This is a genomic window from Sphingobium nicotianae (assembly GCF_018603885.1).
In the GTDB taxonomy this organism is placed as follows: domain Bacteria; phylum Pseudomonadota; class Alphaproteobacteria; order Sphingomonadales; family Sphingomonadaceae; genus Sphingobium; species Sphingobium nicotianae.
This window is the reverse complement of record NZ_JAHGAW010000002.1, coordinates 116834-138351: the sequence shown is the minus strand read 5'-3', so window position 1 is coordinate 138351 and position 21518 is coordinate 116834. Positions and strand designations below refer to the sequence as shown.

22 protein-coding genes are annotated in these 21518 nt (G+C 68.0%); 13 read left to right on the top strand and 9 right to left on the bottom strand.

All coding sequences use genetic code 11. The features are described 5' to 3' along the window. Window positions 1–155 precede the first annotated feature (155 nt). The 5 genes from KK488_RS03550 to KK488_RS03530 form a co-directional block, all read right to left on the bottom strand. Window positions 156–1700, bottom strand: a complete 1545-nt coding sequence (locus tag KK488_RS03550) for an ATP-binding protein (RefSeq protein WP_250890067.1) — start codon at window positions 1698–1700, stop codon at window positions 156–158. A 291-nt stretch (window positions 1701–1991) separates the two neighbouring features. Beyond that, window positions 1992–2783: a TIGR02186 family protein gene (locus KK488_RS03545; RefSeq protein WP_214621760.1), complete on the bottom strand. Its 792-nt coding sequence runs from the start codon at window positions 2781–2783 to the stop codon at window positions 1992–1994. Continuing rightward, window positions 2780–3694, bottom strand: coding sequence for a sulfite exporter TauE/SafE family protein (locus KK488_RS03540; RefSeq protein ID WP_214621759.1), 915 nt, complete (start codon window positions 3692–3694; stop codon window positions 2780–2782). Before KK488_RS03540 ends, KK488_RS03545 begins: the two co-directional genes overlap by 4 nt. Window positions 3695–3751: 57 nt before the next feature. Further along, entirely contained in the window at window positions 3752–4867 is a 1116-nt protein-coding gene (locus KK488_RS03535) for a hypothetical protein (protein ID WP_214621758.1), read from the bottom strand. Then, on the bottom strand, window positions 4864–6267 hold the full coding sequence (locus KK488_RS03530) for a glycosyl transferase family protein (RefSeq protein ID WP_214621757.1): 1404 nt from the start codon (window positions 6265–6267) through the stop codon (window positions 4864–4866). Before KK488_RS03530 ends, KK488_RS03535 begins: the two co-directional genes overlap by 4 nt. 158 nt (window positions 6268–6425) lie before the next feature. Between KK488_RS03530 and nhaA the strand changes: the two genes are divergently transcribed. The 9 genes from nhaA to KK488_RS03485 all read left to right on the top strand — a co-directional run bounded on the left by nhaA (window position 6426) and on the right by KK488_RS03485 (window position 14190). Next, window positions 6426–7691: a Na+/H+ antiporter NhaA gene (nhaA, locus tag KK488_RS03525; protein ID WP_214621756.1), complete on the top strand. Its 1266-nt coding sequence runs from the start codon at window positions 6426–6428 to the stop codon at window positions 7689–7691. Beyond that, window positions 7688–8335, top strand: coding sequence for a nicotinate-nucleotide adenylyltransferase (locus tag KK488_RS03520; protein ID WP_214621755.1), 648 nt, complete (start codon window positions 7688–7690; stop codon window positions 8333–8335). The genes nhaA and KK488_RS03520 overlap by 4 nt, the downstream gene beginning before the upstream one ends. Window positions 8336–8337: 2 nt before the next feature. Beyond that, complete coding sequence (gene rsfS / locus KK488_RS03515; protein ID WP_432653831.1) at window positions 8338–8766, top strand: ribosome silencing factor; 429 nt, start codon at window positions 8338–8340, stop codon at window positions 8764–8766. A 183-nt stretch (window positions 8767–8949) separates the two neighbouring features. Beyond that, window positions 8950–9375, top strand: coding sequence for a 23S rRNA (pseudouridine(1915)-N(3))-methyltransferase RlmH (locus KK488_RS03510; RefSeq protein WP_214621753.1), 426 nt, complete (start codon window positions 8950–8952; stop codon window positions 9373–9375). A 167-nt stretch (window positions 9376–9542) separates the two neighbouring features. Beyond that, a complete protein-coding gene (locus tag KK488_RS03505) occupies window positions 9543–10751 on the top strand; it encodes a murein hydrolase activator EnvC family protein (RefSeq protein ID WP_214621752.1) in 1209 nt (402 codons plus the stop codon). A gap of 441 nt (window positions 10752–11192) precedes the next feature. Continuing rightward, complete coding sequence (locus tag KK488_RS03500) at window positions 11193–12548, top strand: S41 family peptidase (RefSeq protein ID WP_214621751.1); 1356 nt, start codon at window positions 11193–11195, stop codon at window positions 12546–12548. Between the two features lie 2 nt (window positions 12549–12550). Continuing rightward, window positions 12551–13039: a disulfide bond formation protein B gene (locus KK488_RS03495; protein ID WP_214621750.1), complete on the top strand. Its 489-nt coding sequence runs from the start codon at window positions 12551–12553 to the stop codon at window positions 13037–13039. Next, window positions 13036–13587: a demethoxyubiquinone hydroxylase family protein gene (locus KK488_RS03490; RefSeq protein ID WP_214621749.1), complete on the top strand. Its 552-nt coding sequence runs from the start codon at window positions 13036–13038 to the stop codon at window positions 13585–13587. Before KK488_RS03495 ends, KK488_RS03490 begins: the two co-directional genes overlap by 4 nt. 12 nt (window positions 13588–13599) lie before the next feature. After that, window positions 13600–14190 carry a hypothetical protein gene (locus KK488_RS03485; protein ID WP_214621748.1) on the top strand — a complete coding sequence of 197 codons (591 nt, stop codon included), beginning with the start codon at window positions 13600–13602 and terminating at the stop codon, window positions 14188–14190. A gap of 265 nt (window positions 14191–14455) precedes the next feature. On the opposite strand, the gene KK488_RS03480 is transcribed toward KK488_RS03485, so the two are convergent. From KK488_RS03480 to KK488_RS03465, 4 genes are all read right to left on the bottom strand, one after another. Further along, on the bottom strand, window positions 14456–14962 hold the full coding sequence (locus KK488_RS03480) for a DUF2141 domain-containing protein (RefSeq protein ID WP_214621747.1): 507 nt from the start codon (window positions 14960–14962) through the stop codon (window positions 14456–14458). A gap of 2 nt (window positions 14963–14964) precedes the next feature. Then, window positions 14965–15726 (bottom strand): sterol desaturase family protein, encoded by a 762-nt coding sequence (locus tag KK488_RS03475; RefSeq protein WP_214621746.1) that lies wholly within the window; start codon window positions 15724–15726, stop codon window positions 14965–14967. A 106-nt stretch (window positions 15727–15832) separates the two neighbouring features. Then, window positions 15833–16309 carry a hypothetical protein gene (locus KK488_RS03470; protein ID WP_214621745.1) on the bottom strand — a complete coding sequence of 159 codons (477 nt, stop codon included), beginning with the start codon at window positions 16307–16309 and terminating at the stop codon, window positions 15833–15835. A 66-nt stretch (window positions 16310–16375) separates the two neighbouring features. Next, a complete protein-coding gene (locus KK488_RS03465; RefSeq protein WP_214621744.1) occupies window positions 16376–16942 on the bottom strand; it encodes a hypothetical protein in 567 nt (188 codons plus the stop codon). A 46-nt stretch (window positions 16943–16988) separates the two neighbouring features. Between KK488_RS03465 and crtY the strand changes: the two genes are divergently transcribed. The 4 genes from crtY to KK488_RS03445 all read left to right on the top strand — a co-directional run bounded on the left by crtY (window position 16989) and on the right by KK488_RS03445 (window position 21391). After that, window positions 16989–18155, top strand: coding sequence for a lycopene beta-cyclase CrtY (gene crtY / locus KK488_RS03460; protein WP_214621743.1), 1167 nt, complete (start codon window positions 16989–16991; stop codon window positions 18153–18155). After that, the gene (locus tag KK488_RS03455; RefSeq protein ID WP_214621742.1) at window positions 18152–19630 is read left to right on the top strand and encodes a phytoene desaturase; all 1479 of its coding nucleotides are present in this window, start codon (window positions 18152–18154) and stop codon (window positions 19628–19630) included. Before crtY ends, KK488_RS03455 begins: the two co-directional genes overlap by 4 nt. Further along, entirely contained in the window at window positions 19627–20217 is a 591-nt protein-coding gene (locus tag KK488_RS03450; RefSeq protein ID WP_214621741.1) for an LOG family protein, read from the top strand. The genes KK488_RS03455 and KK488_RS03450 overlap by 4 nt, the downstream gene beginning before the upstream one ends. 214 nt (window positions 20218–20431) lie before the next feature. After that, the gene (locus tag KK488_RS03445; RefSeq protein ID WP_214621740.1) at window positions 20432–21391 is read left to right on the top strand and encodes a phytoene/squalene synthase family protein; all 960 of its coding nucleotides are present in this window, start codon (window positions 20432–20434) and stop codon (window positions 21389–21391) included. Window positions 21392–21518 lie beyond the last annotated feature (127 nt).

Genomic DNA, 21518 nt, shown 5'->3' with positions numbered 1-21518 from the left:
CCCGCTTGCGCAAGGACCGCCGCCAGGATCGGGGTTGCATCACCAGCGCGAAGGCCAGTAACCGTAAAATGAGTGAAGCGAGCCGAAGTTCCACTCGTCGACAAAAAATGTCGGTTGAACGCGCGTAAGCCCGAGCGTCGCAGAAGCTTCCCGGATCAGCGCCCCTGGTTGCGCCAGCGATTGACCGTGCGTTCGAGGATCTCGTCCTCGCCGCCCGTCTGGCGCCACAGCTCGGAGAACACCGGATCGGCCGATGCGGGACGGCGATTTGGCTCCAGATCGTCGAACGCGACGCGGATCGGCACCGAGACACCCTCGCCGCAGACGATGCATTCGCGATTGCGCAGCGCCGGGATCGCATCGAGGAAACCTCGCGACCCTTCGGGCATCGCCGCCTTCACGAAATGCTGGTCGCGGTCATTGTTGAGGCGCATGGCGATGAGCGTGCCGCACTGGGAGAGCACGCCTTCGGCCAGGTCCGACGGACGCTGGGTGATAAGCCCCAGCGACACGCCATATTTGCGGCCCTCCTTGGCGATGCGCTCCAGGATCTTGCGGACGCTCTGCCCCTCGCCGATGCTGCTCGACGGGATGTAGCGATGCGCTTCCTCGCAGACGAGGAGGATCGGCTTCTGCTCCTCATCGCGCGCCCAGAGGGCGAAGTCGAAGATCAGCCGCGCCAGCACCGAAACGACGACATGGATGATCTCGGACGGCATGGAGGAGGTGTCGATGATCGAAATCGGCTTGCCCTGCGCAGGCAGGCGGAACACTTTCGACAGGAACGTCTGCATCGAGTCCGCCACCAGCATGCCGGAGAACATGAAGCTGAAGCGCGGATCGGCCTTGATCTCGTCCAGCCGGGCACGCAGCCGGACGTAAGGCAGCGTGTTGGTGGTCTTTTCCAGCTTGCCCATCTCGTTCTGCAGGATCGTCCCCAGATCCGAGAGCAGATAGGGCACCGGCGAATCCACGGTGAGCCGGCCAATGCCCTCGGCGGCGCGATTGCGCGCGCGCGCGGCGAGCAGGCATTTGGCGAGGATGTCGCAGTCCATGGCGCGCTCTGGCCCCTTGGAGGTCACGAGGATCTCGCAATGCTCCTCGAAGTTCATCAGCCAGTAGGGCAGCTCGAGATTGTTCGCACCATAGACCGCACCATTGGTCGCGAAGGCCGCGCCATATTCGCCATGGGGGTCGATCATCACGATATGGCCCTGGGGCGAGAGATCGCAGATGCGGTGCAGGATGAGCGCGGCAGCGGTCGACTTGCCCGTACCGGTCGAGCCGAGCAGCGCGAAATGCTTGCCGAGCAGACTGTCGACGAGCAGGGCCGCCCGCGTTGCCGCCGTCGGATAGACCGTGCCGATCTCGATGCATTTCTGGTCGTGGGCCGAATAGATTTCCACCATGTCGCTGTTGGACACCGGATAGACCTGCGTGCCGGGAACCGGGAAGCGCGTGACGCCGCGGCGGAAGCGGAAGATCCGGCCGGTGAGCTGCTCCTGATCGCCCTCGCCGATGAAATCGATCTCGGCGACCACATGGGCCGCGACGCGTGCATCGAGCGCGAGGGTGCGCACCGTCGCGACAAGCCAGTTCTGGCCGACCATCATCTTGATCTGGCTGCCAACCTGGCCGGCCATCGCCACGCTGGGATCGCTATTGCCGGCGAGCGTTTCCATCGCGGCAATGTCGAGCATGATCTTGGCCGAGCCGCCGGCAATGGCCGAAACGACACCGATGACGAAATCGGACTGGCGACGGCGGAGCGGAGCTGCCGGATCCGTGGCGGCGGCGGCGCGAGCCTGCGCGATCCTGTCTTCGAAGCGCTTACCGCCGTTCATGCCGTCGACAAAATTCACGAGTGCAACGCTCCCAGCTTCGCGTGATCCGCACGAGCGCTACCAGCAAGGCGTAAACAAAATCCTGCCAAAAGGTAAAGCCGCGCGGAAATCCGCGCCTCTCAAAGCCTGATTGCGTGTCATTTCGGCTCAGCCGAACGCGCTGCCCACGCGGCCGGCAATCACGCCCGCGAGCAGCCCCATGCCGAGCGCCAGTGCCACCGCGGCGAGGCCATAGACCAGGTCATGCTCCCGCGCGAAGAGGCCGATCAGCCGCTCGAATCCGGTCTTTCGCACCTCGATCTCGCGCGTCGCGGCGGCGAGCACGCGGCCGTTCTGGACGAGGAAGGTCTCCGCTGTGTAGGTGCCGGTGACCACCCGCGCCGAGAGCGGCAGCCGCGCCCGGTACAGAACGCCGTCGGTGATCTCGACCGAGCCGGGTTCCTCCAGATACAGGCCCTTGCGTGCCTGCAGCTCCTTGAGACCATCGGAGAAGCGATCGATCTCCGTGGTGTCGTTGAGCGAGGACGGCGAGAGCTGGAGCTTCGCGAGGCCCAGCTCGTAAATGGCGGCCGTCCGCTCATCGACCAGCTTGTCGATCGGCCGCGATGAGCCGACCGCATAGAAGCTCGGCGCTGAGCGGAAATCGATGCTGTCGGCATTGACCCAGATGCCCGCGACCTTCTGCTTCTCGCGCATCTTGATGGCCTGGCTCGGCCCCTTGAGCACGACGATGATGTCGGCCGGCTTCTCCGGCACCCGCCCGCCGGGATAGAGGATCGCCCCGAACAGCAGCAGCTCGGCGCCGGTGAAGCTGAACTTGATCTCCACCGTGCGCTGCGACACGTCCGGCACCAGCTGCGGCGCTTCCTTCTGCGCGAGGGCCGCCTGCCCCGTGACGAGCAGGACCAGTGCGCAAAGCAGGGCCGCGAGCCGCCTCACTGGAGCGTCACCGTGTAGATCTCGTCGGGCCGCCAGCCCAGGCCGAGCGCCATGCGGATCGCGACGATCAGCACGATGAAGGCCAGCGCCACGCGCAGATATTCGGGCCGCGCCTTCATCGAAATGCGCCCGCCGATTTGCGCGCCGATCACGCTGCCGATCAGCAGCAGGAAGGCGAGGACCAGGTCGACCGCGTGGGTGGTCGTCGCGTGGACCATCGTCGTCACCATGGTCACGAACAGGATCTGAAACAAAGACGTGCCAATCACCAGCTGGGTCGACATGCCCAGGATGTAGATCATCGCCGGCACCAGCACGAAGCCGCCGCCAATGCCCATCAGCATGGTGATGATGCCCGAGAAGATGCCGAGCAACAGCGGCGCGAAAGGCGAAATATAGAGGCCCGAGGCATAGAAGCGCCAGCGCAGCGGCAAGGCCGAGACCAGAGGATGGTGCCGACGCTTGCGCGCCTCCAGCCGTTCGCCGCGCCGCGCCATGATCAGCGCGTGGATGGATTCCCGCGCCATCAGCATGCCGATCGAGCCGAGCATCACCACATAGAGGATACCGATCACCGTATCGATCTGGCCGATCCGCTCCAGCACACGGAAGATGACCGCGCCGATGCCTGCGCCGATCACGCCGCCGACCACCATCACGCCGCCCATCTGGAAGTCGATAGTCTTGCGCCCGACATGGCCGACCACGCTGGAGACGCTCGCGCCCATGACCTGCGTCGCGGACGAGGCCGCAGCGACCGTCGGCGGAATGCCGTAGAAGATCAGCAAGGGCGTCGTGAGGAAGCCGCCGCCGACGCCGAACATGCCGGACAGGAGCCCGACCAGCCCGCCGAGCCCGATGATGACGAGCGCATTCACCGACAGATTGGCGATCGGCAGATAAATATCCATACGCCCCTCGGTAGTCGCAAAGCGACCGCGCCAAAAGAGGCGAGGACGCCGGGTCCGCTAAAAATCGGCGACGAGCGTGATCGCCGGGCCGCTGCTGGGGCGAGCGTCGCCGGCGACACGCGCGCGCCACTCGGTAGAGAGACGCACGCCCGCGCTTCCGACCGGCAGGCGAAAGCGCAGTTCCGGCCCGATATCGACGCGGCCCGCCCCCGGCTGCACACTGCCCGAGAGGCTCGCGCCCAGCGTGACGCTGCGTCGCTCCGCCGGCGGCGTGAGGCGATAGCCAAGGCTCGCCTTGCCGTCCGCGAAACCATCCTCCAGCCGCTCGCCGACGAACCCGGCCTGCGCATAGCCCTCGACTTCGACCCGCCGGGTGACCTCGCGCGGGCCGATGCCGCCGGCTGCGAGCACGGCGAAGGCATTGCGCCCACCCGGCCCCAACCGCACCCGCCGCTCCGCGAGCAGCGAGACCGGGAGCTTGCCGGGGCGCCAGGCGAGCCCGAGCGCGCCTTCCTCCGATGACGGACCGGTGAAGGCACGGCTGACGCGGCCGTAAAGGCTGAGCTGGTTCGCCCCGCCGCTGGAGAGACGATAATCGAGCCGCGCACCCGCCTGCGATCCGCCGAGCAGCGGCGCATTGGCAAAGCCATTGCCCATCTCGGGGCGCCAGAGCAGCCAGGCCGCACCGGACCAGCGCCCCGGCCCGCCGGCGCGTGGCGCCACCGCGACGCCGCTGCCCGCGCCGATCGCGCCGCTCCGCCCCTCATTGCCCGCGACCACGCGACCGAGCCGGTCGATCAGGCCGTTCGCAATGCGCGGCCGCTGGAAGCCAAGGGCAGCGCCGATCAAGAGGTCCATCGTGCCTTCATGCCAGCCCATCCCTGCGATCGTGACAGGTCCGAAGGCGCCTGCGCGCTTCGGCTTCGCCAGCGCCCGAACGGCCGCCGGACGCGCCGCCGCTTGGACGGGGGCAAGGGGCGCCACCGATTTGGAGGACGGGTCGGCCGCCGGCCCGCCATCGTCGCTCAATGGCCGCTCCGTGATCTGGTTTGCCGGCACGGTCGGCATGGCCATGCTCCATAGCGCCGGCGCAAGGAGCGAGACCGCGCGCAGACCGACCCAGCCGCCGACCATATAGCCCAGAAAGCGCAGAGGGCGTCCGGCGGTGGTCATCGCGCCGTCGCTGTCGCGAGAACCGGCTCCGGAAAGCGATGCGCCGTCTTGTCCCACGCCAGCGCCTCGCCCCGCAGATGGCGCACATAGATGCCCACCGCCCGTCGCGCCGCCAGCATCGCGATGAAATTGGCGATGAACGTGCGCGGCACCGAGCGTAGCGCTTCGACCGGCCCATAGGCGCTCCACACGAAGATCATCCGCACCAGCAGGCGCCAGACGAGAATGACGCCGGTCATCGCGAGCAGCGCCGGCAACGGCGGCGGCAAGGGCGAGAGCGGCCGGCCGATGAGCCATGCGCCGGCATTGACACTCGCCGAGAGGATCAACCCCACATAGGCCGTTAGGAGAATCAGCGCCGCCAGCGCCGCGCGCCGATCGCGCAATCGCATCCAGCGCTCGCGCCAGCCGCCGGTCCAGCCAAGCCGGTCCCACCCGGCCAGCGCGATGCCCACCGTCCAGCGTGCCTTCTGGCGGATAGCCGCGCTCAGCGTGTCCGGAAAATATTCGCGCGTGGCGATGACCTGGCCATCCGCGTCGCGCATCCGCACCATGACGCCGCGTCCGCCCTCGTCCCCGAGCAACAGGCCCAGCTCATAATCCTCGGTCAGGCTGCTCGCGTCGAACGGCAGGTCGCCCCGCGCCGCCGCGATCCGGCCAAGCGCCGCCCGATTGAAGCCACAGCCGACCCCTGCGGACGGCAGCGCTGCGCCCACTGCTTCACGTACGGCCAGCGACTTGCCATGCGCCTCGGCGAACTCGTCGCAATAATGGCCGGCCACCCAGCGCGATCGCGCCGAGGTCAGCGGCAGCACCGGCAGCTGGACCAGCGCGAAGCGCGGCGCCAGCAGGCCGATGACGCGCAGCGCGTCCTTGTGCACCACGTCCTCGGCATCGTGCAGCACGACGGCGAGCACGTCGCGGCCCTCTCGCCTCTCCCAGCGTCGCATCGCGTGCCAGAGCTGGTTCAGGCAATCCGCCTTGGTCGTCGGCCCGTCGCGATGATTGACCACAGGAAGGACGCGGTCCCCGCCGTGCCGGGCGATCAGATCGACGACCGCATCGATGGTCGGCCGGTCGTTCGCATAGACGCCGACGAAGATCTGCACATCGTCGTCGCGCCACTTCTCCAGGCAGCCGCGCAGCATCGGCACGATTACGTCGGCCTCGTCCCAGGCGGGCACGAAGACGGCGATCGGCCCGGCAGCGCCGGCGGGCGGGAGGTCCCGCGCGGTCATGCGCCGGATGCGGGAATAGACGGTGAGCGAACGCCACAGGCGCCGCGCCGCATAAACGAGATCGATCAAAAGATCGTCGAGCCCACCGATCAGCAGGCCGATCGCCGCGAAGAGCAGCAATTCGTTGCGCAGCAGCTCGAGCGCCGCAAGTGCCGGACCCATATCCCCCCTGGCCGCCATCCCCAAATGCCGACATGCGACACTTCACCGAAGCCGCGGCCCCACGCAACCGGTATTTTGCGCAAAGCGACGATCCGCATTCCGCGCGGCGCCGGTAGCATTTGACGCTCCGCCATCCCGTCTCTAGCGATGCGACCATCATGGCTGCGCGCTCCTCTCCTGCCCGGTCGGCGCTGCTGGCTTTCCTTGCCGGGGAAGCCGGAGGCGGCGCCCTGCTGATCGCGGCCTCGGCGCTGGCGATCCTGCTGGCGAATCTCTCGCCCGGCACGGCTGCGGCCTATCATCATCTGCTGCATGCCCCGCTCGGCCACACGCTCTCCGCCAAACTCGGCGAGATGACGCCGCATCTGTGGATCAATGACGGGCTGATGGCGGTCTTCTTCTTCGTCGTGGGCCTCGAGATAAAGCGCGAGTGGCTGGACGGGCGCCTCTCCGACTGGAGCCGCCGGGGCCTGCCGATCATCGCGGCGGCCGCCGGCATGATCGTCCCGGCTCTGGTCTATCTGGCGGTCACGCGGGGCGCGCCGGACCTGCGCAGCGGCTGGGCCATTCCCGCCGCGACCGACATCGCCTTCGCCATCGGCGTGCTCGCGCTGCTCGGTCGTCGCGCGCCGCTCTCGCTCAAGCTCCTGCTCACCACCATCGCGATCGTCGACGATATGGGCGCCGTCGCCATCATCGCGTTCGTCTATACGGCCGGAATCAGCGTCGCCGCCCTGCTCGCAGCGGCGCTGGTCTATGCGGTCATGCTGCTGCTCAACAAGCGCGGCGTCACTGCGCTCTGGCCTTATCTGCTGCTGAGCCTCCTGCTCTGGTACTGTGTGCTGCTGTCGGGCGTCCACGCGACCATCGCCGGCGTCCTCGCCGCCACCGCCGTCCCGATCCGCGCGACGCCCGGCGCGCCCGACGCCGCCGACAGCCCGCTGCACCGGCTGGAGAATATGCTCCACCCCTGGAGCGCGTATCTCATCGTGCCGGTGTTCGGCTTCGCCAATGCCGGTGTCGCCATCGAGCCGGACCTTCTCGCGCAGCTCGCCGCGCCGCTTCCCGCCGCCATCGCGCTCGGGCTGTTTCTTGGCAAGCAGCTCGGCATTTTTGGCGCGATCTGGATCAGCGTGCGGCTTGGCATCGCGGGCATGCCGCGCGGCGCGACCTGGATGCAGCTATATGGCCTTGCTCTGCTCTGCGGCATCGGCTTCACGATGAGCCTGTTTATCGGCGGCCTCGCTTTCCCCGGCGCGCCACAGCTTGCCGAAGAAGCGAAGGCGGGCATCTTCGCCGGCTCGATCCTCTCCGCGATGGCCGGCTTTCTCCTCCTGCGCCTGACCCCCCTCCATCGCGATCATGACAGCATCCAGCAGGCGCAGGCCGGCGAGATCGCCGCTGATGGCGACGTGTACGCGTGAACCGCGCCCGCACGGTCGGCCTGCTCGGCGGGTCGTTCAACCCGGCCCATGGTGGCCACCGCGCCATTTCCCTGTTCGCAATGGAAGCGCTCGGCCTCGATGAGGTCTGGTGGCTGGTCTCGCCCGGCAATCCGCTCAAGCCCGCGACCGGCATGGCGCCGCTCGCCGCGCGCATGGCGAGCGCCCGCGCGGTTGCGCGCCGCGCGCCGATCCGCGTCACCGCCATCGAGCAGCAAATGGCCACGCGCTTCACCGTCGACACCCTGCGCGGGCTGCGTCGCCGCTACCCGCGCATCCGCTTCATCTGGCTGATGGGCGGCGACAATCTCGCCCAATTCCATCAATGGAAGCAGTGGCGCGACATAGCGCGCGAGACGGCCATTGCCGAAATCGCCAGACCAGGCTATATGACGGATGCTTTCGGCTCACCTGCCATGGCCTGGTTGCGGCGCTTCGTCCGACCCGCAAGCCAGAGCAAAAGCTGGACGTTATGGAGACTGCCGGCGCTCGTGCATCTGCGCTTTCGCCCCGATCCCCGATCAGCCACGCTGCTGCGGCAGCAGGCCCCCCTTTGGCACCATCGCTATGCCCATGTCGCTGTCCGCGACGGCGTGACTGGTCGCCTCATCACCACCAAGGAGTGACATTGCCCGACCCTTTACCGACCCGGCTCGCCAATCCCGCCAATGACGCGGGTTTCCCTGCCTCCGCCGCCATCGACGCCTCGATCGATCGCCTGCACGAACTCGTCCTCCAGTCCCTGGATGATGATCAGGCGCTGGACGTGGTCAGCATCCCGCTGGCCGGCAAAAGCAGCATCGCCGACCATATCGTGATCGCTTCCGGCCGCTCGTCGCGACAGGTTGCGGCGATCGCGCAGAAGCTGGCCGAGCGAATCAAGCAGGCGACGGGCCGTCCGGTTCGCGTCGAGGGCCTGCCGGTCGCCGACTGGGTGCTGATCGACGCGGGCGATGTCGTCGTCCATGTCTTCCGCCCGGAAGTGCGCAGCTTCTACAATCTCGAGCGCATGTGGGGCTTCACCGACGCACCCCTCTCCGCCGCCGGCGAAGCCTGAGCGCCAACCCTGTCATTTTGGGTTGGCCCGGCGCCGGCCCTGCGACCTTGCCGTCACCCTGAACTTGTTTCAGGGTCCATTCTGCGGATTTGACTGATGGTGATGGGGGCGAAATGGATGCTGGAGCCGACAGGCGTGCGTAAGCACACCCACGTTCAGCATGACGTCGGTTAGGGCAGCGCCATGCTGCTGCACATCGTCGCGCGCGGCCGCATCGGCCGCTCGCCTGAGGCCGAGCTGGTCGAGCGCTACATGAAGCGCATCGCCTGGCCGACGAAGATCACCGAACTGCCCGACAAGGGTGGCAAGGAACCCACGCCGCCACAGGCTCCCGCCGTCACCGTGATGCTCGACGAGACCGGCACGCAGATGGGCTCGCTCGCCTTTGCCGATCGCCTCGGCCGCTGGCGCGACGAGGGCATGCGCGAATGCCGCTTTCTGATCGGCGCGGCCGACGGCTTCTCCCAGGCCGAACGCGACGCTGCCAGCCTGCGCATCGCCTTCGGCGCGATGACCTGGCCGCACATGATGGCCCGCGCCATGCTCGCCGAACAGCTGTGGCGCGCGACGAGCATCCTTGCCAATCATCCGTACCATCGCGAGGGTTAGGGGATGGGGCCTGCGACCGAAATAACCTCCGTTCGGTTGGAGCGCGCGTCGAGCCTGTCGAGACGCGTGTCGAGAACAGCGCAACGCCGGACATTCTCGACAGCCGTCTCGACTTCGCTCGACGGCCGCTCGAACCGAACGGAAATAAGTTGGACAGGGGGAATGATATGATCCCCCGCCTCCCCCTCCTCGCCGCCCTCGTCCTCGCCCCCGTCGCCCTCCTCGCCCAGAGCGCCACGTCCCCCATCCCCGGCACCAGCCTCGCCGAGCAGCGCGCCGCCCTGGTCCGCGCCAAGGCGCAGGCCGAGGACGCGCGCAAGCGCAGCGAAGCGCTGGAGGCCCGCGCGCGCCAGTCCGCCGCCGCCGCCGACAAGACCCGCAACCAGATCGCCGCCCTCGCCGCCCGCATCCAGCAGAGCGAGGCGGACCTGCGCGCGGGCGAGGCCCGCATCGGCATCATCGCCGCCCTGCAGCGCGAGCAGGCCCGGCGGCTCGCGCTGCGCCAGAAGCCGATCGTGCGGCTGACCGCGGCGCTCCAGCAGATCGCCCGCCGCTCGCCGGTGCTCACACTCGTCGAGCCGGGATCGGTGAGCGACGCGGTCCATCGCCGCATCGTCCTTGCCCGCGTCATGCCGATCGTCATGGCGAACACGCGCGGCCTGCGGAAGGAGATCGAGCAGAGCGGCGAGCTGCGCCAGAGCGCCGACGCGGCCCGCCTCGCCCTCGCCAAGAGCCGCGACGGCCTCGCCACCTATCAGCGCACCCTCGCCAATCTCGAGCAGCGCCAGCGCGTCACCTCCCGCTCCCTGCGCGAAAGCGCCAGCCTGGAGACCGAGCGCTCGCTCGCCATGGGCGAGGAAGCGCGCGACATCACCGATCTCATGGCCCAGATCGAGGATGCCGCCGTCATCCGCGATGCGCTCATCCGCCTGCCCGGCCCGGTTCCCCGCCCCGCCGCGCCGGGCGACGCCCCGCTGCCGGTCGATCGCGCCGCCGCCGCGCAAAGCAGCGCAGCCCCGGCCTATCGCCTGCCGGTCATCGGCGACGTCATCACCGGCTTCGGCGAGATCAGCGAGAGCGGCGTGCGCGCCCGCGGCCTCACCATCGCCACCGCGCCGGCCGCCACCGTCGTCGCGCCCGCCGCCGGCCGCGTCGCCTTCGCCGGGCCGTTCCGCGGCTATGGCAACATCGTGATCATCGAGCATGGCGGCGGCTGGACCACCCTCATCGCCCAGCTCGGCAGGCTCTCCGCCCAGATCGGCGATCAGCTCCGCCAGGGCGATCCCATCGGCTCGACCGGCCCCGGCAAGCCCCGCCTGATCGTCGAGCTGCGCCGCCAGGAACGCCCGGTCGACATCGGCGCGCTGATCCGATAACCGGCGCATCGCAAAAAACCGTTCGGTTCGAGCGGCCGTCGAGCGAAGTCGAGACGGTTGTCGAGAACATCGCGCTCGGACGCCTTTCTCGACTCCGGTTCTCGACAGGCTCGAACCTCAGCTCGAAACGAACGGTAGGAGCGGGAGATGTCATCCCGCCCCGGTTCCGGCCACAGGTCAAAGCCGCCGTGGATCGGATCGACATTTCGTCCAGGTGGCGCCGAAAAGTGTGATTTGCGAGCATCGGAGCGCAGCGTACTTTTGGCACGTGAGCACCGAAGCGCAGCAAATCGTGCTTTGCAGGCCCGCATGGGCGGAATGTCGATCCGATCCACCCGTTCAGCCGAGCGTAACCTTCATATTGCACTATGCGCCCGCGCTAGGCAGACCCTGCAATCGCGCCTATAGTTGGATCAAACGTCTCTTTCGAAAGCTCGTTCCATGCCCAGCGCCCGCAGCAACTTCCTGCTCCGCTCCGCCGCCATCCTCGGCGCAATCGCCCTGATCCCGGCGTCGACCGCGGCCGTCACCGATGCGGAGAGCGAGACCTACAAGCAGCTCGACCTGTTCATGGACGTGTTCCAGCGGGTCCGCTCCTCCTATGTCGAGAAGGTCGACGACAAGACGCTGATCAAGGGCGCGATCGACGGGATGCTCGCCAGCCTCGATCCGCACAGCTCCTATCTGGACGCGCGCGACTTCAGCAATCTGCGCACCCAGACGGAGGGCAATTACGGCGGCCTCGGCCTCTCGGTCACGCTCGACGAGGGCGTGGTGAAGGTGATCGCGCCGACCGACGACACGCCCGCCGCGCGCGCCGGCATCAAGGCCGGCGACTATATCACCCATATCGACGGCAAGCTGATCTACGGCAGCTCGCTCGACGAGGCGGTCGACAAGATGCGCGGCGCGCCGGGCTCGACCGTCAAGCTCACCATCGCCCGCGCCGGCCGTGACGAGCCGCTGGATGTGACGCTCACCCGCGCCATCATCGACATCAAGCCGGTCAAGTGGCAGGTGAAGGACAATGTCGGCGTCATCAAGATCGTCAGCTTCTCGGCCGACACCGGCGCCGACGTGCAGATGGCGATCCGCAGCATCGACAAGTCGCTCGGCCACAAGCCGACCGGCTATATCGTCGATCTGCGCTCCAACCCCGGCGGCCTGCTCGACGAAGCGGTCAACGTCTCCGACGCCTTCCTCGACAAGGGCGAGATCGTCTCGCAGCGCGGCCGCGCCAAGGGCGACAACCGGCCTTATTATGCGCGCCCCGGCGACGATGCCCAGGGTCTGCCGGTGGTCGTGCTGATCGACGCCGGCTCGGCCTCCGCTTCCGAGATCGTGGCGGGCGCCCTGCAGGATCAGCACCGCGCTCTCATCATGGGCGAGCGCAGCTTCGGCAAGGGCAGCGTCCAGACCCTGCTGCCGCTCTCGCCGGACACGGCGCTGCGCCTCACCACCGCGCGCTACTACACGCCGTCGGGCCGCTCGGTGCAGGAAGGCGGCATCGAGCCGGACATCCTCGTGCCGCAGCTTTCCGATCCCGATTTCGCCAAGCGGCCGCGCTATCGCGAGAGCGACCTGCGCAAGCACCTCATCAACGAGGCCAAGCTCGACCGCGCCGAGCTGGAAGCGGATACCAACATCGATCCCAAGTTCACGGCCAGCGCCGAGGAGCTCAAGAAGCAGGGCATCGATGACTTCCAGCTGAGCTACGCGCTCAAGACGATCGGGCGCCTCGCCGCGCCGACGCAGGTTGCCGCCGCCGAACCCGCGAAGGCGCCGAAGAAAAAATAACGATGCGCCGCGACATCCATCTGTCCCGTGCCCGGCTGGTGGCGATCCTGCTGCCGACCGCGCTCCTCGGCGGCGCCATCGGCTCGCAATATCTCGGCGGGCTTTTCCCGTGCGAGATGTGCATGTGGCAGCGCTGGCCGCATCTGGCCGCCATCGGCGCGGCGCTTGCCGCGATCTTCCTGCGCCGCAATCATTTCGCCAGCGCGGTCTTCACCCTGCTCGCCGCCTTCTTCATCGCCACCAGCGGAGCGATCGGCGTCTTCCACGCCGGTGTCGAATATCATTGGTGGGAAGGCTTCACGACCTGCTCCACCAATGCCCGCCCGGCGGGCGAGTCGATGCTCGATACCATCATGAAGGCGCGCCTCATCCGCTGCGACGTTGCGCAATGGACCCTGTTCGGCGTCTCGCTGGCGGGCTTCAACGCGATCTTCTCGCTCACCGGCGCCCTCGGCATCTATCTGCTCGTGCGCCGCTGGAGCCAGACATGACCGCTCCCACCCCTGCCTCTCCGCGGCCCGGCCAACGCGGGGCCGACCGCGCGGCGATGCTGCGCGTCGACCAGGCCGGCGAATATGGCGCGATCCGCATCTATGCAGGGCAACTCGCGGTGCTCGGCGACCGGCACCCGATGAGCCGCGAAATCGCCCGCATGGCGACGCAGGAAGAGCGCCACCGCCAGCATTTCGACGCGATGATGGCGCAGCGCGGCGTCCGCCCCACGCTCCTGCAGCCCTTCTGGCATGTCGCGGGCTTCGCGCTGGGCGCCGCGACGGCGCTGCTCGGCCCGTCGGCCGCCATGGCCTGCACCGCCGCGATCGAGACCGAGATCGACGATCATTACGGCAAGCAACTCGACGCGCTCGGCCCGGAAGACCCGGCCCTGTCCGGCGCCATCGCGGAATTCCGCGCCGAGGAAGTCGAGCATCGCGAGACGGCCATCGCGGCGGGTGCTGAAAATGCGCCGGCCTATCCCTTGTTGTCGGGGCTGATCCGGCTGGGCTGTCGCACGGCGATCGCCCTATCACAACGCATCTGAAAAGGACCATTCATGCGCGCGCCCTTCCTTGCCTTCGCCCTCGCCGCCACGCTGATCGGCGCACCCGCCTTCGCGCAGGCACAGCCGGGCGCGCCCACGTCCGGCGTCGGCCCGACCGATACCGAGAAGGTGAAGCAGGTCTTCGTCTATGGCGATGATCCCTGCCCCAAGGGCGATGCCGACGAGATCGTCGTGTGCGCGCGGATGCCGGACAATGACCGTTACCGCATCCCCAAGGAACTGCGCACCGATCCCAATGATCCCAAGGTGCAGAGCTGGGCGAATCGCGCCCGTTCGCTCGAGACGATCGGCGCCGAGGGCATCAACAGCTGCTCGCCGACCGGCGCCGGCGGCTTCACCGGCTGCTTCCAGCAACTCGCCAAGGCCGCCCGCGAAGAGCGCAAGACCACGCTCGGCAGCGCCAGCTGGTCCGACGCGGTTCAGAAGGCCCGCGAGGAGCGCCTGAAAAATCTCGATGCAGAATCCGAGGCGATCGAGAAGGAAGCCAAGGCCGACGAAGCCGAAGCCGCCCGCAAGGCCGCCCAGCAGAAGCAGCAGACCCAGCAGGCCCAGCAGGCTCCGGCGACGACGACCACCCCCTAAATCCTCGCCCCTGAAAGGGGAGAGGATAGCGAAGCTTGCCGACAATTTCGGCTAGCGGACCTTGGAGAGGGGTATTGGCGCTACGCCGCCCCCTCGCCAACCGAACCCAAAGCCCGTCAGCAAAACCCCCTCCGTTCGTGTCGAGCGTAGTCGAGACACGTTGGCACAGCGCTGATCGTGTCTCGACTACGCTCGACACGAACGGACTTCTTCATGCGAACAGGACAGACGCTATCCATTTCCCCTTCTGGGGCGAGCACAGAACCTACAGAAAATATTGCAGCTTCACGTCCGTCTCGCTCGCCCCGGCGGGCACGTGGATGCGCACGGCATCGAAGCTCGGCGGCCCGAACATCAGCTTGGGGTTGCGTGAGAAGCCGACGCCCTCGCGCGGGATGCCGAGCATCGTGTCGACCTTGTTGTTGCTGTTCTCGTCATGCAGCACCAGCAGCGCATAGTCGCCCGGCGGCACATCGCCGAACGCCAGACGCGCATCGCGGCCCGCAGCGACACTGAGCTTGAATGCCGCCGGGTCCTTCTCGCATTTCGGGAAGAAGGCGCGGTTGCGCGTCAGGCAGGCGCGCAACATGCCCTTGGACGAGCGCAGCCCCTCGAAATGGACGCCCAGCGCGCCGAGGGTCGACGCTGGCACGGTCGGCGCGACCGCCACGGTCGCCACGACAGGCGCGGCCTGCGCGCGCGGTCCCGCCGACAGCGCCGCTATGCACAGCCCCAGGCACGTGATCGTCCGCGCTCCGATACCGCCCCGCATCCTCATCCTTTCGCAGCCCCGCTCGCCCTCGCCGACGCCGTGGCGAAATCCGGCGCCAGCCCCTTGTCCGTCCCGCAGATCCTATCCCAGAACCGGAAATAAAGTCCGTAGTTGCAGCGATAATTGTCGTGATGCCGCTGATGGTGGGAGGCGGTGATCAGCCAGCGCCCCGCCCGCCCGTGGACCAGCCAACGCGGAAACATCTCCCAGCCCATATGATTGGTGACGCCCATCACCGTCATGATCGTCAGCACGAGGCCGAGCGCGGCGACATGGATCGGGATGACGAACACAAGCGCCGGGATGACCACCGCGCCGGTCAGCGCCTCCCACGGGTGGAAGCTCATCGCCGCCCACGCCGTCGGCGGGCGGCTGGCATGATGGACGGCATGCGCGACGCGGAACAAAGCCGGGCGGTGCATCGCGCGATGCGTCCAGTAGAACCACGTGTCGTGCGCGAAGAGATAAAGGGCCACCGACACCGGCAGGTACCAGAGCGGATAGTCGCGCAGGTCCGTGTAGATCAGGGTCCAGCCCCGGTTCTGCCAGCCCCAGGCGACGAGACCGGCGGGGACGCCGAAGATCAGGGCGCTCCACAGCGACCAGCGGATTTCGGCGCCGATCTGCCGGTCCAGCCCCTTGTAGAGTCCCGGCCGCGTCAGCCGCGTCGCCAGCGCGAACCCACCGCTCGACAGCAGATAGCGCAGCGCGATGATACCCGTCATTGCGAGCATCGAGACGAGGATGAGCGCAAGCGGCGACATGGCCGGCTTATAGGGGCCCGCGCCGCTCGCCGCCAGCCGCTTGGCTGCATCCGCTGAAATAGCCGAGGGCCTCGGCGGGAGCCGATGAGGCGCCCCTCGAACCGGCCTATCTGATGCCCGCCTTGCGTCGCTGCGTTTCTTCGGCGATCGTCAGGCCGTTGCGCGCGGGCAGATGCGCGAGCAGGGCCGGTTCCTTGCCGATCCAGTCGCCCTCGGCGGCAACCCCGGATCCCTTGGGCATCAGCTTGAACGAAAGCGGCTTCCCGGCCGCATCATGATCGTTGAAGCGGATCGCGCCGCCCTCGATCTCGTACGGTATGCGATGAATGGCGCCGCACGCGCCATCGCACAGGGTGATCTCGATCATCTGGCCATGCGCTTCATGGACCTCGACCTCCATGCCGGCGAGCCCGCCGTCCGGCCCGCGATGCACATTGCCATAGACGCCGGGGCGAACCGGGCCGTTGCTCTTGGCTTCGGCGGTGTTGGTCGAGGGGGCCGGCGCCGCCCCGTCGTTGCAGCCGGCGAGCAGGAGCGCGGCGGCAAGAATGGTGCAACCTCGCGGATCGATCTTCGCTGACATGGCCGGCACGCTCCCCTTTTGCGGTTGATAACCGATGTGACGGCCGCTGCCAGACGGCGCGGCCCGTTATTTCTGCGCGACCAGCGCTTTGCGCTGATAGTCTTCCGCCAGCCGAAGGCCAAAGCGTTCGTTCAGGCGTTTCAGGATCGTCGATCCACCCGGCACCCACGCCGCCTGAATCTCGACATCGTCGCCGGAGCGCGCCAGCCGGAAATTATGCATGACGGGCGGGAGCGTCTGACCAAATCCATCCACCCGCGCTTCCGGATAAGCCACTCTGAGCGCATTGCCCTCGATCCGATATTCCGCGTGATTGACGTCGATGCATTCCCCTTCGCAGGAGGTGAAATCGACCGTCTGGGCCGGTCCCCGGTGAATCTCGACCTCGAACCCGATGCGCGTGCCGCTGGCTTTATCGTCGGTCACGTCGCCATAGATGCCCGGCTGCGGCAGGTTGAGGGGAATATCCACCCCACCCGCGCTGATCGGGCCCGTGCTGCTGGCCGGTACGATCTTGGCGCTGATCCTGCTGGTGTTGAGCGGCGGGTCCGGCGCGCGCGATTGCTCGCACCCGGCGACGAGGAGCGCCACAGCCGCCAGGATTGCGTTTTGCGGAAAGGTCGGACGGCTCATCAGCGTCACGATAGCCAAGCGCGCGCCGCTCGGCTAGTCATCCCGCGTGAGCGCCCGATCCCCCCAGATTGATCTCGCCATCGTCGGCGGCGGCCTCGCGGGCGGACTCCTCGCGCTCGCCCTGCGCGCCCGGCGGCCAGAGCTGCGGGTGGTGCTGATCGAGGAAGCGATGCAGGCAGGTGGCAATCACCTCTGGTCCTGCTTCGCCGGAGACGTCGCGGCGAAGGACCGCTGGCTGATCGAGCCGCTGATCGTGCATGGCTGGGGCGGGCATCACGTGCGCTTCCCCGGCTTCGAGCGCAGTCTGGACGCGGGCTATGCCAGCCTCACCAGCGCTCGCCTCGACGCCGTCCTGCGCCAGACCCTGCCGCCGGACGCGCTCCGCTTCGGGCAGGGCGCGACGGCCCTGACGCCGACCACCGTCGCCCTGGCGGATGGCAGCACGCTCCACGCCGGGGCCGTCGTCGACGCGCGCGGGCCAGGCGACATGTCGGCGCTCGATCTCGGCTACCAGAAATTCCTCGGCCAGCGCTGGGCCTGCGACGCGCCGCACGGCCTCGCCACGCCGATCATCATGGACGCGACCGTCGAGCAGAGCGAGGGCTATCGCTTCGTCTATGTGCTGCCGCTCTCGGCGCGCGACCTGTTCATCGAGGACACCTATTACACCACCGGCCCGGAACTCGACGCGCCCGGCCTGCGCGTCCGCATCGCCGCTTATGCGCAGGCGCAGGGCTGGGCGGGCGCGCCGTCGGGCGATGAGGAGACCGGCATCCTTCCCGTCTGCATGGGCGGCGACATCGCGCGGCTCTGGGCAGCGGAGTCTCCCGGCGTCGCGAAGATCGGCCTGCGCGGCGGCTTCTTCCATGCGCTGACCGGCTATTCGCTGCCCGACGCGGTGCGCACCGCTCTCGCCACCGCCGCCATGGACGACCTTTCCGGCCCGGCGCTGCACGAGGCGCTCCGCACTCGCGCGATCGATCACTGGCGCGGCCAGGCCTTCTACCGGATGCTCTCCACGCTCCTCTTCCGCGCCGCCGGGCCGGCCGAGCGCTGGCGCGTGCTGGCGCGCTTCTACCGGCTTGACCCGGCGCTCATCAGCCGCTTTTATGCGGGCCAATCGACCTTCGCCGACAAACTGCGTATCCTCATCGGCAAGCCGCCGGTGCCGATCGGACGCGCGATTCACGCCCTTGGAGCTATCCGCACATGAAGAGAGCCGTCGTCATTGGCGCGGGATTTGGCGGCCTCGCGCTGGCGCTGCGCCTGCAATCGGCCGGCATCGCCACGACCATCGTCGAGGGCCGCGACCGGCCGGGCGGCCGTGCCTATGTCTGGAAGAAGGAGGGGTTCACCTTCGATGCCGGGCCGACCGTCATCACCGATCCCGATTGCCTTGCCCAGCTCTGGCGCCTGTCGGGTCACGACATGGCGGACGACGTCACCCTGCTTCCGGTCATGCCTTTCTACCGGCTCAACTGGCCGGACGGCACCAGCTTCGATTATTCCAACGACGACGTCGCCCTCAATGCCGAGATCGCGAAGCTCGACCCCGCCGACGTCGCCGGCTACCAGAAGTTCCTCGCCTACAGCGCCGAGGTCTATCGCGAGGGCTATGTCGAGCTCGGCCACGTCCCCTTCCTCGACTTCAAGTCGATGCTCAAGGCGGCGCCCGCCATGGTCCAGAACCAGGCCTGGCGCTCGGTCTATTCGATGGTGGCGAGCTTCGTGCGCAACGAGAAGCTGCGCCAGGCGCTCAGCTTCCACACCCTGCTGGTCGGCGGCAATCCCTTCTCGACCAGCGCCATCTATGCGCTGATCCACAAGCTGGAGAAGGATGGCGGCGTCTGGTTCGCCAGGGGCGGCACCAATGCGCTGGTCAATGCCATGGTCACCCATTTCGAGCGGCTCGGCGGCACGCTGCATCTGGGCGATCCGGTCACCGCGATCGAGACGGTCGGCGATCGCGCGACCGGCGTCACCACCCGCGCCGGCCTGCGCTTCGAGGCGGACGCGGTGGCGACCAATGCCGATCTCATGCACAGCTATGCCGATCTGCTCGCCGGCCACCCCCGCGGCGGCCGCCGCGGCGATGCGCTCGCCCGCAAGCGCTGGAGCCCCAGCCTGTTCCTCGTTCATTTCGGCATCGAGGGCACCTGGCCCGGCATCCCGCACCACATGATCCTGTTCGGCCCGCGCTACAGGGAGCTCCTGACCGACATCTACGACCATGGCGTGCTCGCCGAGGATTTCTCGCTCTACCTGCACCACCCGACCGTCACCGATCCGGACCTCGCCCCGCCCGGCCACTCGACCTTCTATGCGTTGGCGCCGGTGCCGCATCTCGGCAAGCTGCCGGTCGACTGGAGCCAGGTCGGCCCGATCATGGAGGAACGCATCCTCGCCGAGATCGAGCGCCGGCTGATCCCGGACATCAAGTCGCGCATCAAGGTCAAATTCTCCTACGCGCCGCCCGATTTCGCGCACGATCTCAACGCCCATCTCGGCAGCGCCTTCAGCCTGGAGCCCCTGCTGACCCAGAGCGCCTATTTCCGGGCGCACAATCGTGACGATGTCATCTCCAATCTCTATGTAGTCGGCGCCGGCACCCATCCGGGCGCGGGCATCCCCGGCGTGGTCGGCTCCGCCCGCGCGACCGCCACGCTGATGCTGGAGGATTTTGCATGACCGCGTTCAAGCGCCTCGCCGTCTATTGCGGCTCGGCGACCCCCGCCGACCCCATCTACATGGAGACAGCGCGCCAGACCGGCACGCTGCTGGCGCAGCGCGGCATCACCGTCGTCTATGGCGGCGGCAAGGTCGGGCTGATGGGCATGGTCGCGGATTCCGCGATGGCGGCGGGCGGCGAGGTGATCGGCGTCATTCCCGAGGCGCTGGTTGGCGCCGAAGTCGCCCATCGCGGCCTCACCGAGCTGCACGTCGTGCCGGACATGCATGCGCGCAAGGCGCTGTTCACCTCCCTGTCGGACGGCTTCCTGACCCTGCCCGGCGGCGTCGGCACGATGGACGAGCTGTGGGAAGCGATCAGCTGGGCCCAGCTCGGCTATCACAGGAAGCCCGTTGGCCTGCTCAACACCGCCGGCTTCTACGACCAGCTCATCGCCTTCAACCGACAGATGATCGAGGTGGGCTTCATCCGCCCGCCCCACGCCGGCATCCTGATCGCCCGCGACACCCTCCCCGACCTGCTCGACGCCATGGCAGCCTATGAGCCGCACGAGACCATCTTCGCGATGAAGGCGGAGCGGCTTTGAAAAGCAATTTTCCTGAGTCCGTCCCCCTCAGGAGATCGTTGCGTCATTGCCCTCGTCACCCCGGACTTGATCCGGGGTCCAGCTTTCTTCGCAACCGATGGATTTTCGAGCCGATCTATCAGAGAGCAGCTGGACCCCGGATCAAGTCCGGGGTGACGAGAGGTTGGAGGTCGGTCCGAATTGTGCACCGATTCCCTGACGGGGAGGGGCTATGATGCCGGACGAAACCCTCCGCCCCGCCCTCGTCCTCCACGCCCGCGACAGCATCGCGCGGGGGTCGAAGAGCTTCCGCACCGCCTCGCGCCTGTTCGATCGCACCACCCGCGAGCGGGCCTGGCTGCTCTATGCCTGGTGTCGCGCCTGCGACGACATTGCCGACGGGCAGGACCATGGCGGCACGATGCATGCGACCGACGACAGCCGTGTCCGCCTGGCCGACATTCAGGACCGCACCGAGCGGGCCCTGGCCGGCAAAGCGGGCCTCGACGATCCCGCCTTCGCCGGCGTCGCTTTGGTCGCGGCGGAAGTCGCCCTGCCGCGTCGCTACATGGACGATCTCATCGGCGGCTTCGCGCTTGATGCGGCCGGCTGGCGCCCACGCACGCAGGGCGACCTCATGCGCTATTGCTATCATGTCGCCGGCGCGGTCGGCTGCATGATGGCGATCGTCATGGGCGTCGCGCCGGACGACGAGGCCACGCTCACCCGCGCCTGCGATCTCGGCCTCGCCTTCCAGCTCGCCAACATCGCGCGCGACATCGCCGAGGATGCCGCGGCCGGACGCTGCTACCTGCCTTCCGACTGGCTCGCCGAAGCCGGCATCGACGCGGCGGACCCGATGGCACCCGCGACCCGCCCCGCCCTGGCAGTCCTCGCCGGCCGCGTCGCCGGCCTCGCCGCGCGCTACGAGGAGAGCGCCCGGCGCGGCACCCCCGCCCTCCCGTTTCGCTGCGCCTGGGCCGTGCTCGCGGCTGCCGGCATCTATGGCGGCATCGCGCGCCACGTCGCCGCCGATCCCGCCGCCGCACTCACCGCGCGCGTCCATACCAGCAAGTGGGAGAAGCTCGGCTGGCTGATGCAGGCGGCCGGTCAATCCGCCAGCCGCCACCGGCTCTATCCCGATACGCCGCGCGACCCGGCGCTCTGGCAGCGACCGGCATCCACCGGCGCATAAGAGCAAGTGAGGGAGATGGGGTGGAGAGCTGACCAGCGGGAGGCGACGTCTCGGCGGTCGCTTACCGCTCCTGGAAGGCCCGGTTCGGAAAGCGGTTGCACATCATGCATGCCGATCATCCGAGCGG

What these genes read in the sequence shown, in the direction of transcription:
- KK488_RS03550 (WP_250890067.1), bottom strand. Translation starts at nt 1,700, where the DNA reads ATGCTCGACATTGCCGCGATGGAAACGCTCGCCGGCAATAGCGATCCC.
- KK488_RS03540 (WP_214621759.1), bottom strand. Translation starts at nt 3,694, where the DNA reads ATGGATATTTATCTGCCGATCGCCAATCTGTCGGTGAATGCGCTCGTC.
- KK488_RS03535 (WP_214621758.1), bottom strand. Translation starts at nt 4,867, where the DNA reads ATGACCACCGCCGGACGCCCTCTGCGCTTTCTGGGCTATATGGTCGGC.
- KK488_RS03530 (WP_214621757.1), bottom strand. Translation starts at nt 6,267, where the DNA reads ATGGGTCCGGCACTTGCGGCGCTCGAGCTGCTGCGCAACGAATTGCTG.
- nhaA (WP_214621756.1), top strand. Translation starts at nt 6,426, where the DNA reads ATGGCTGCGCGCTCCTCTCCTGCCCGGTCGGCGCTGCTGGCTTTCCTT.
- KK488_RS03510 (WP_214621753.1), top strand. Translation starts at nt 8,950, where the DNA reads ATGCTGCTGCACATCGTCGCGCGCGGCCGCATCGGCCGCTCGCCTGAG.
- KK488_RS03505 (WP_214621752.1), top strand. Translation starts at nt 9,543, where the DNA reads ATGATCCCCCGCCTCCCCCTCCTCGCCGCCCTCGTCCTCGCCCCCGTC.
- KK488_RS03500 (WP_214621751.1), top strand. Translation starts at nt 11,193, where the DNA reads ATGCCCAGCGCCCGCAGCAACTTCCTGCTCCGCTCCGCCGCCATCCTC.
- KK488_RS03495 (WP_214621750.1), top strand. Translation starts at nt 12,551, where the DNA reads ATGCGCCGCGACATCCATCTGTCCCGTGCCCGGCTGGTGGCGATCCTG.
- KK488_RS03490 (WP_214621749.1), top strand. Translation starts at nt 13,036, where the DNA reads ATGACCGCTCCCACCCCTGCCTCTCCGCGGCCCGGCCAACGCGGGGCC.
- KK488_RS03485 (WP_214621748.1), top strand. Translation starts at nt 13,600, where the DNA reads ATGCGCGCGCCCTTCCTTGCCTTCGCCCTCGCCGCCACGCTGATCGGC.
- KK488_RS03480 (WP_214621747.1), bottom strand. Translation starts at nt 14,962, where the DNA reads ATGCGGGGCGGTATCGGAGCGCGGACGATCACGTGCCTGGGGCTGTGC.
- KK488_RS03475 (WP_214621746.1), bottom strand. Translation starts at nt 15,726, where the DNA reads ATGTCGCCGCTTGCGCTCATCCTCGTCTCGATGCTCGCAATGACGGGT.
- KK488_RS03470 (WP_214621745.1), bottom strand. Translation starts at nt 16,309, where the DNA reads ATGTCAGCGAAGATCGATCCGCGAGGTTGCACCATTCTTGCCGCCGCG.
- KK488_RS03465 (WP_214621744.1), bottom strand. Translation starts at nt 16,942, where the DNA reads ATGAGCCGTCCGACCTTTCCGCAAAACGCAATCCTGGCGGCTGTGGCG.
- KK488_RS03455 (WP_214621742.1), top strand. Translation starts at nt 18,152, where the DNA reads ATGAAGAGAGCCGTCGTCATTGGCGCGGGATTTGGCGGCCTCGCGCTG.
- KK488_RS03450 (WP_214621741.1), top strand. Translation starts at nt 19,627, where the DNA reads ATGACCGCGTTCAAGCGCCTCGCCGTCTATTGCGGCTCGGCGACCCCC.
- KK488_RS03445 (WP_214621740.1), top strand. Translation starts at nt 20,432, where the DNA reads ATGCCGGACGAAACCCTCCGCCCCGCCCTCGTCCTCCACGCCCGCGAC.